5 protein-coding genes are annotated in these 6,313 nt (G+C 66.9%); 3 read left to right on the forward strand and 2 right to left on the reverse strand.

Annotation, left to right across the window (positions count from 1 at the left end; translation table 11 throughout):
- Positions 1-142: 142 nt before the first annotated feature.
- Complete coding sequence (locus ACNJ7K_RS25960; RefSeq protein ID WP_230791565.1) at positions 143-1,567, forward strand: DUF7159 family protein; 1,425 nt, start codon at positions 143-145, stop codon at positions 1,565-1,567.
- Between the two features lie 39 nt (positions 1,568-1,606).
- Here the strand turns inward: ACNJ7K_RS25960 and ACNJ7K_RS25965 are convergent, their stop codons facing one another.
- On the reverse strand, positions 1,607-2,896 hold the full coding sequence (locus tag ACNJ7K_RS25965; RefSeq protein WP_120280266.1) for a YibE/F family protein: 1,290 nt from the start codon (positions 2,894-2,896) through the stop codon (positions 1,607-1,609).
- Positions 2,897-3,224: 328 nt separating this feature from the next.
- Positions 3,225-4,481, reverse strand: coding sequence for a pyridoxal phosphate-dependent aminotransferase (locus ACNJ7K_RS25970; RefSeq protein WP_120280265.1), 1,257 nt, complete (start codon positions 4,479-4,481; stop codon positions 3,225-3,227).
- A gap of 166 nt (positions 4,482-4,647) precedes the next feature.
- On the opposite strand from ACNJ7K_RS25970, the gene ACNJ7K_RS25975 reads away from it, so the two are divergent.
- Entirely contained in the window at positions 4,648-4,851 is a 204-nt protein-coding gene (locus ACNJ7K_RS25975) for a cold-shock protein (RefSeq protein ID WP_120280264.1), read from the forward strand.
- Positions 4,852-5,066: 215 nt separating this feature from the next.
- Positions 5,067-6,239 (forward strand): alkane 1-monooxygenase, encoded by a 1,173-nt coding sequence (locus tag ACNJ7K_RS25980; protein WP_487042481.1) that lies wholly within the window; start codon positions 5,067-5,069, stop codon positions 6,237-6,239.
- Positions 6,240-6,313 lie beyond the last annotated feature (74 nt).

The following is a 6,313-nucleotide window of genomic DNA, read 5'->3' on the forward strand; positions in this document are numbered from 1 at the left end:
GACGTCTGTGGAGTGCTCGGTCCCGGTGTACGTCATCCGAACGGCCCTCGTGACCGATCGGTAACGTTCTGTACCATCGTCGGTGATTTCGGGCGCCGGGGGAAGCTGACGCGGCTGGCGCATCCAACGTCGAAGGCGGCTGATGAGTTCTATTCTCGGTGTGACCGTGGGGGAGAGCGCCGTTCGGGTGGTGCGGCCGGTGGATCGAACGACCCCGACGGCGGGGTTCCAGTTCCAGGTGGTCGAAACCGGTAAGGACGATCCGGCGCGGCTGGCGGCAGGCACTCTCGGGGTCCTCTTCCAGACCGGTGTCGCGGGCGATCCGGTCGAGCGGGTCGGACTGGTCTACCGCGACCAGGCCCAGGCCGAGCGCCTGCGCGCGGCGATGACCGTCGAACACATCGACCGCTACCTGCTCGTCTCCGAACCCGAGGCCGCCGTCACCTATCTGCAGGCCACCGGCGAACTCGGGAGCAACACCGCCGTCTTCTACGACCTCGGCGACGCCGGGCTCACCGTCACCGTCGTCGACCTCGTCTCCCGCGAGGTGCTCGCCGAACGCACCGACAGCATCGGCGGCCGCGTCTTCGACAACGTGATCCGCGACCACCAACTCGACACCAACGGTGTGTGGCGCCCCGACGATCCCGCCACCGACGACGAATTGTCGGCCCAGTGCCGCGAGGCCAAGGAGAAGCTCTCGCAGAGCGAGACCGTGGCCGTGCCGGGCGCGGCAGGGGTCGTGCTCATGTCACGCGAGACCTTCGATCCGCTCATCGCGCAGTGCGTCGAGTCGTCGGCGCAGTTCGTGCACCAGGTGATCTCCCGTGCCGGTCGCAACCCCGAGGCCGTGGTCCTGCTCGGCGGCGGCGCGCACATCCCGCTCGTGCAGGAGGTGCTGCGCTCGTGGCTCGGACTGCCGCTGGTGGTGCCGCACGAGCCCGAACTCGTCCTCGCCAAGGGCGGGGCGATGGCCGCCGCGAAGCCTGCGAACTCGCAGCCGGCGAGCACCCTCACCCGCATCGTGCCGGGCCGCCCGTCGTCGACCAGCGCCGAGACCGAACAGATCCCGGTCGTCGCCGCTGCGGCCCCCGCGCAGACGACCGCAGCCGCCGCATCCGGGCCGGAGTCCGCCGACGCGAAGAAGCCGTGGTGGTCGACGCTGGCCGGTCGCGGTCCGTCGGTCAGCGGCAAGCAGATCTCCGGCGCCGGTATCGCGGGCACGGCCCTCGCGGTCGTCGCGGTCATCGGGGTGGCGCTGAGCACCGGCTTCACGAGTTCGTCGACCGACGAGACGAGCCCGACCCAGTCGTACACTCCGCCGACGACCGGTGCGCCGCGGCAGAACCCCGCGCCGGCGGTGGCGCCCACGCAGGTCACCACGACCACCACCACGGTCGAGCCGGAGCCGGCTCCGACGACCTATTCGCCGCGCCCGGTCCCCCCGGCCCCCGAACCTCCACCCGCTCCGGTTCCGACCATCCCGGGGCTGGGAGTGCCGGTCCCGACGCTGCCGCCGCTGCCGACGATCGAGCTGCCCCCGCTGCCGCAGATCCGGCTTCCCTGACGTCACGCGCCGCCGACCCGTCGGCGGTCACGCACAGCGTCACGCGCGTCGCGCGTGCCGGCCACCCGTCTGCTGTCCGGGCGCGTCGGTACGCGCGAGCACGGCGGCGATCGCCGTGGTGAGCGGCACCGACAACGTCAGCGCGATACCGCCGACGCATGCGCGGACCACCTCGATGGCCACGGCGTCGCCGGTGATCACATCGGTGATCGACCGCCCGGCCACCGAGAACAGCAGCAGTAGCGGCAGCGCGCCGCCCGCGTAGGCGAGGACGAGCGTGTAGACGGTGCTGGCGATGTGGTCGCGGCCCACACGCATCGCCGCCGAGAAGATCTCCCGGCGCGACGACTCGGGATCGAGCCCGGCGAGTTCGAATGCCGACGACGCCTGCGTGATGGTGACGTCGTTGAGCACACCGAGCGAGCCGATGATGAATCCGGCCAGCAGCAGGCCCGAGATCGACACGTGCCCGATGTACAGCTGCACGTCGGTGTTCTGTTCCTCCGACAGACCGGTCAGGTGCGTCATCCGGATCGCGACGTAGGACAGCAGGGCTGCCACGACCATCGAGGCGAGTGTGCCGAGCAACGCCGAACTGGTCCTCAGATTCACGCCGTGCGCCAGATACAGCACCGCGTAGAGGATGAGCGCACCGCCGACGAGCGCGACCGGCACGGCGGGTTTGCCGTCCAGGAGCGCCGGGAGCATGAACACCACCAGCACACCGAACGCGACACCCAGGCCGATCAGGGCCCGCAGACCGCGCCAGCGGGCGATCGCGACCACCACGACGGCGAACGCCGCGACCACCAGGGCGAGCGGGAAGCCGCGGGCGTAGTCGTAGAAGGAGTACTGGGTGGCACCCGCCGGATCGGTCTGGCGGACGAGGCGGATCTCGTCGCCGGCCTGCAGTTCGGGCTGACCCGGGCCGGGGATCACCTCGAGGAGGGTCCGGGCGCCGTCGTCGGGACCGGATTCGATGGCGACGATGCTGCGTTCGCAGTCGAAGGTGTTGCTCGAGGGAGGGGACGGCTCACCGGTGAAGACGCGCCCGAAGGACGGGCTGCCGCACGGTCCGGTGTTCTGTTCGACGACCGTCCCGGCCTCGGTGACGACTGCGCCACCGCCGCTGGTCTGGAAGGGGGCGGGGATGTCCACGGAACGGCTGCTCGGCCACAACAGGGCTGTGCCGAAGAGCACCAGGAGACCGATCGCGGCCAGTAGGCCGACGACGATCTTCGCGGCGATGGGGCCGAGCGGGATGGGACTTTCGGCCTGCCCGTGGCCGTGACCGTGTCCGTGGCTGAAATGGCCGTGTCCGTGATTCACCCGGACAGGCTAGCCAAGAAGCGAGGAGATTTGGGCTGGTGGTGGCGGGGAGCAGGGGGGGGTGTCCCCGCCACCGTCACCTGATCTCGCACAGGGGGGATGGCGATCGATCAGGGAGCCCGGCACATTGCGTAGTGCTTAGTGCCATAAGACAAATTACTGGTTCCAGCCCCGGCTTGGGGAGGGGTTGGCGTGTGGCGATGGTCACGAACCCGACAAACTGTCCGTTCGGGTAGGTAGCGCGTGCCTCCAAACAGGGACTTTGGTCCCGAAAACCGCAAAGTAACTGTTCGGTAACGATGATCTTCCCGAGGTCGGAGCCGCCCTCCTACTGCTTGTAGGAGGACAAGAAGTTGCCGATCCGCTCGATCGCCACCGCCAGATCACGTGCCCACGGCAACGTGACGATGCGCAGATGGTCGTGGTTCGGCCAGTTGAAGCCCGTGCCCTGGGTGACGAGGATGCGCTCCTGCAGCAGCAGATCCTGCACGAGCTTCTCGTCGTCGTGGATGTCGTAGACCTCAGGATCCAGACGCGGGAAGGCGTACAGCGCACCGCGTGGCTTCACGCAGCTCACGCCCGGGATGGCGTTGAGCCGTTCCCAGGCGACATCGCGCTGCTCGAGCAGGCGCCCACCGGGCAGGACGAGATCCTCGATGCTCTGATAACCACCGAGCGCCACCTGGATCGCGTGCTGGGCCGGCACGTTGGGGCACAGGCGCGTCGAGGCGAGCAGATCGATGCCTTCCAGGAAGCCTGCCGCGTGCTCCTTCGGGCCGGTGATGACCATCCAGCCCGACCGGTAGCCGGCGACGCGGTACGCCTTCGACAGGCCGTTGTAGGTCAGGCAGAGCAGGTCGGGGGCCAGCGAGGCGAGGGAGATGTGCTTGGCGTCGTCGTAGAGGATCTTGTCGTAGATCTCGTCGGCGAGCAGCAGCAGCTGGTGCTTGCGCGCGAGGCGCACGATCCCCTCGAGCACCTCCTGCGAGTACACGGCGCCCGTCGGGTTGTTCGGGTTGATCACCACGATCGCCTTGGTGCGCTCGGTGATCCGGGACTCGATGTCGTCGAGGTCCGGGTTCCAATCGTTGGTCTCGTCGCACAGGTAGTGCACGGGTGTGCCACCGGCGAGCGAGGTCATCGCCGTCCACAACGGGTAGTCGGGTGCCGGAATGAGCACCTCGTCGCCGTCGTCGAGCAGGGCCTGCATCGTGATGGTGATGAGCTCGGAGACACCGTTGCCCAGGTAGACGTCGTTGATGTCGAACTTCGGGAAGCGAGGCACGAGTTCGTAGCGCGTGACGATCGCGCGACGGGCGGAGGCGATGCCCTTGGACTCCGAGTAGCCCTGCGCGTGGGGCAGCGCCGCGATCATGTCCTGCACGATCGTGTCGGGCGCCTCGAACCCGAACGGTGCGGGGTTGCCGATGTTGAGCTTGAGGATGCGATGCCCCTCGGCCTCGAGCCGCGCGGCGTGGGCGTGCACCGGCCCGCGGATCTCGTAGAGCACGTTCTGGAGCTTCGACGACTGCTCGAGCCGACGGCTGATGTGATGGTGAAGTTGGCCTTGCTCCTCGGTAGTCACGGGTTACATGGTGCCACCGTGCTGCAACACGATTTCATCCGCGTTTTCTCAGTTGCGGTAACGACTCGGGAAACAAGGCGCGACGAATGTCCGGATCAATGCGATGATCGAGGTCCATCTAGGCCGCACGTCGGGGTGACGTGGGGGAATGCAAGGAGCAAGTGGTATGGCGCAGGGCACTGTCAAGTGGTTCAACGCGGAAAAGGGCTTCGGCTTCATCGAGCAGGATGGTGGGGGAGCAGACGTTTTCGTCCATTACTCCGAGATCCAGGGGTCGGGCTTCAAGACCCTGGACGAGGGGGCACGAGTCGAGTTCGAGATCGGTCAGGGGCAGAAGGGCCCGCAGGCTCAGGGCGTGCGCATCATCTAGATCGCACCCTTTCGAGAATTCCGCGTTCGACGGCGTCGCATCTTCCGGTGCGGCGCCGTCGTCGTGTGCTCTCCACCACAACAGGAAGGTATGGACCTACCTGTCGGTAAGTACGGCTTGTAAGGTATATCCGAGTCGTGGGGTAACAGTTTGTTTTCTCCGGTGCGGGGGGATTCGTACCGGACGGTTTTTCCTTCGTGGGGGAATGGGTGTTTGTGGATTCGGCTACTCCTCGCAGTGCGGCACACGATCGATGGACCGACCCCAAGAAGCGCCTCTGGCTGTACGGACTCGTCGTACCGCTGAGCCCGTTCATCGCCTACTTCCTCGTCGAATATCTGCACCTCGGCGTCTTCTGGGCCACCGGTGCACTGGTCATCGCCATCATCTGCCCGCTGGTCGACGCGTTCGCGAAACTCGACACGAGCAATCCGCCCGAGAGCATGATGCGGACGCTCGAGAACGACCGGTACTACCGCTACTGCACCTATCTCTATCTCCCGCTCCAATACGCAGGCCTGGCCTTCGGGTGCTGGATGTGGGTGTCGCAACCCATGGGCGGCGCCGAACGATTCGCGATGGCCGCCACGCTCGGCATCGTCGGCGGTGTCGGCATCAATGCGGCGCACGAACTCGGCCACAAACGCACCACCCTCGAGCGGCGTCTCGCGAAGATCGCCCTCGCCCAGTCGTTCTACGGCCATTTCTACGTCGAACACAATCGTGGACACCACGCGCGCGTCGCGACCCCGGAGGACCCGGCCACCGCCCGCATGGGGGAGAGCTACTGGCGGTTCCTGCCGCGCTCGGTGTTCGGCAGCCTCCGCTCGGCGATCCGCTACGAGAAGGGCCGCCTCGAGCGTCGCGGTACATCCTTCTGGAACGTGCGGCACAACGACATCCTCAACGCATGGGCGCTGAGCGTCGTTCTCTACGCCGCGCTCATCGCGGTGTTCGGCTGGTCGATCGCTCCGTGGCTCGTCGTCCAGGCCGTCATGGCGATCATGTTCCTCGAGGGCGCCAACTATCTCGAGCACTACGGACTGCTGCGCGAGAAGCGACCGGACGGCGGCTACGAACGCGTGCAACCCCAGCACAGCTGGAACAGCAACCACGTGTGTTCCAACCTGTTCCTCTACAACCTGCAGCGGCACAGCGACCACCACGCCAATCCCCTGCGCCGTTACCAGACCCTGCGGTCCATGCCGCAGGCGCCGCAGCTGCCGGCCGGCTACGCGGTATTGATCATCCTGGCGCTGTTCCCGCCCCTGTGGCGGCGGATAATGGACCCGCGACTGCTCGAGCACTACGGGCACGATCTGTCGCGAATCAACATTCGGCCTGAGAAACGAACGGCGATTCAGGCACGATACGGTGGTCGGAATTAGGCGCCGTGTCGGGGAGACAGCGCCGTTTCTGTGATGCGCACACCCGTGCGGATCGTGCGCGCCCGGGGAGATAA

The sequence above is a fragment of the Rhodococcus shunpengi genome (genome assembly GCF_048381395.1).
In the GTDB taxonomy this organism is placed as follows: domain Bacteria; phylum Actinomycetota; class Actinomycetes; order Mycobacteriales; family Mycobacteriaceae; genus Rhodococcus.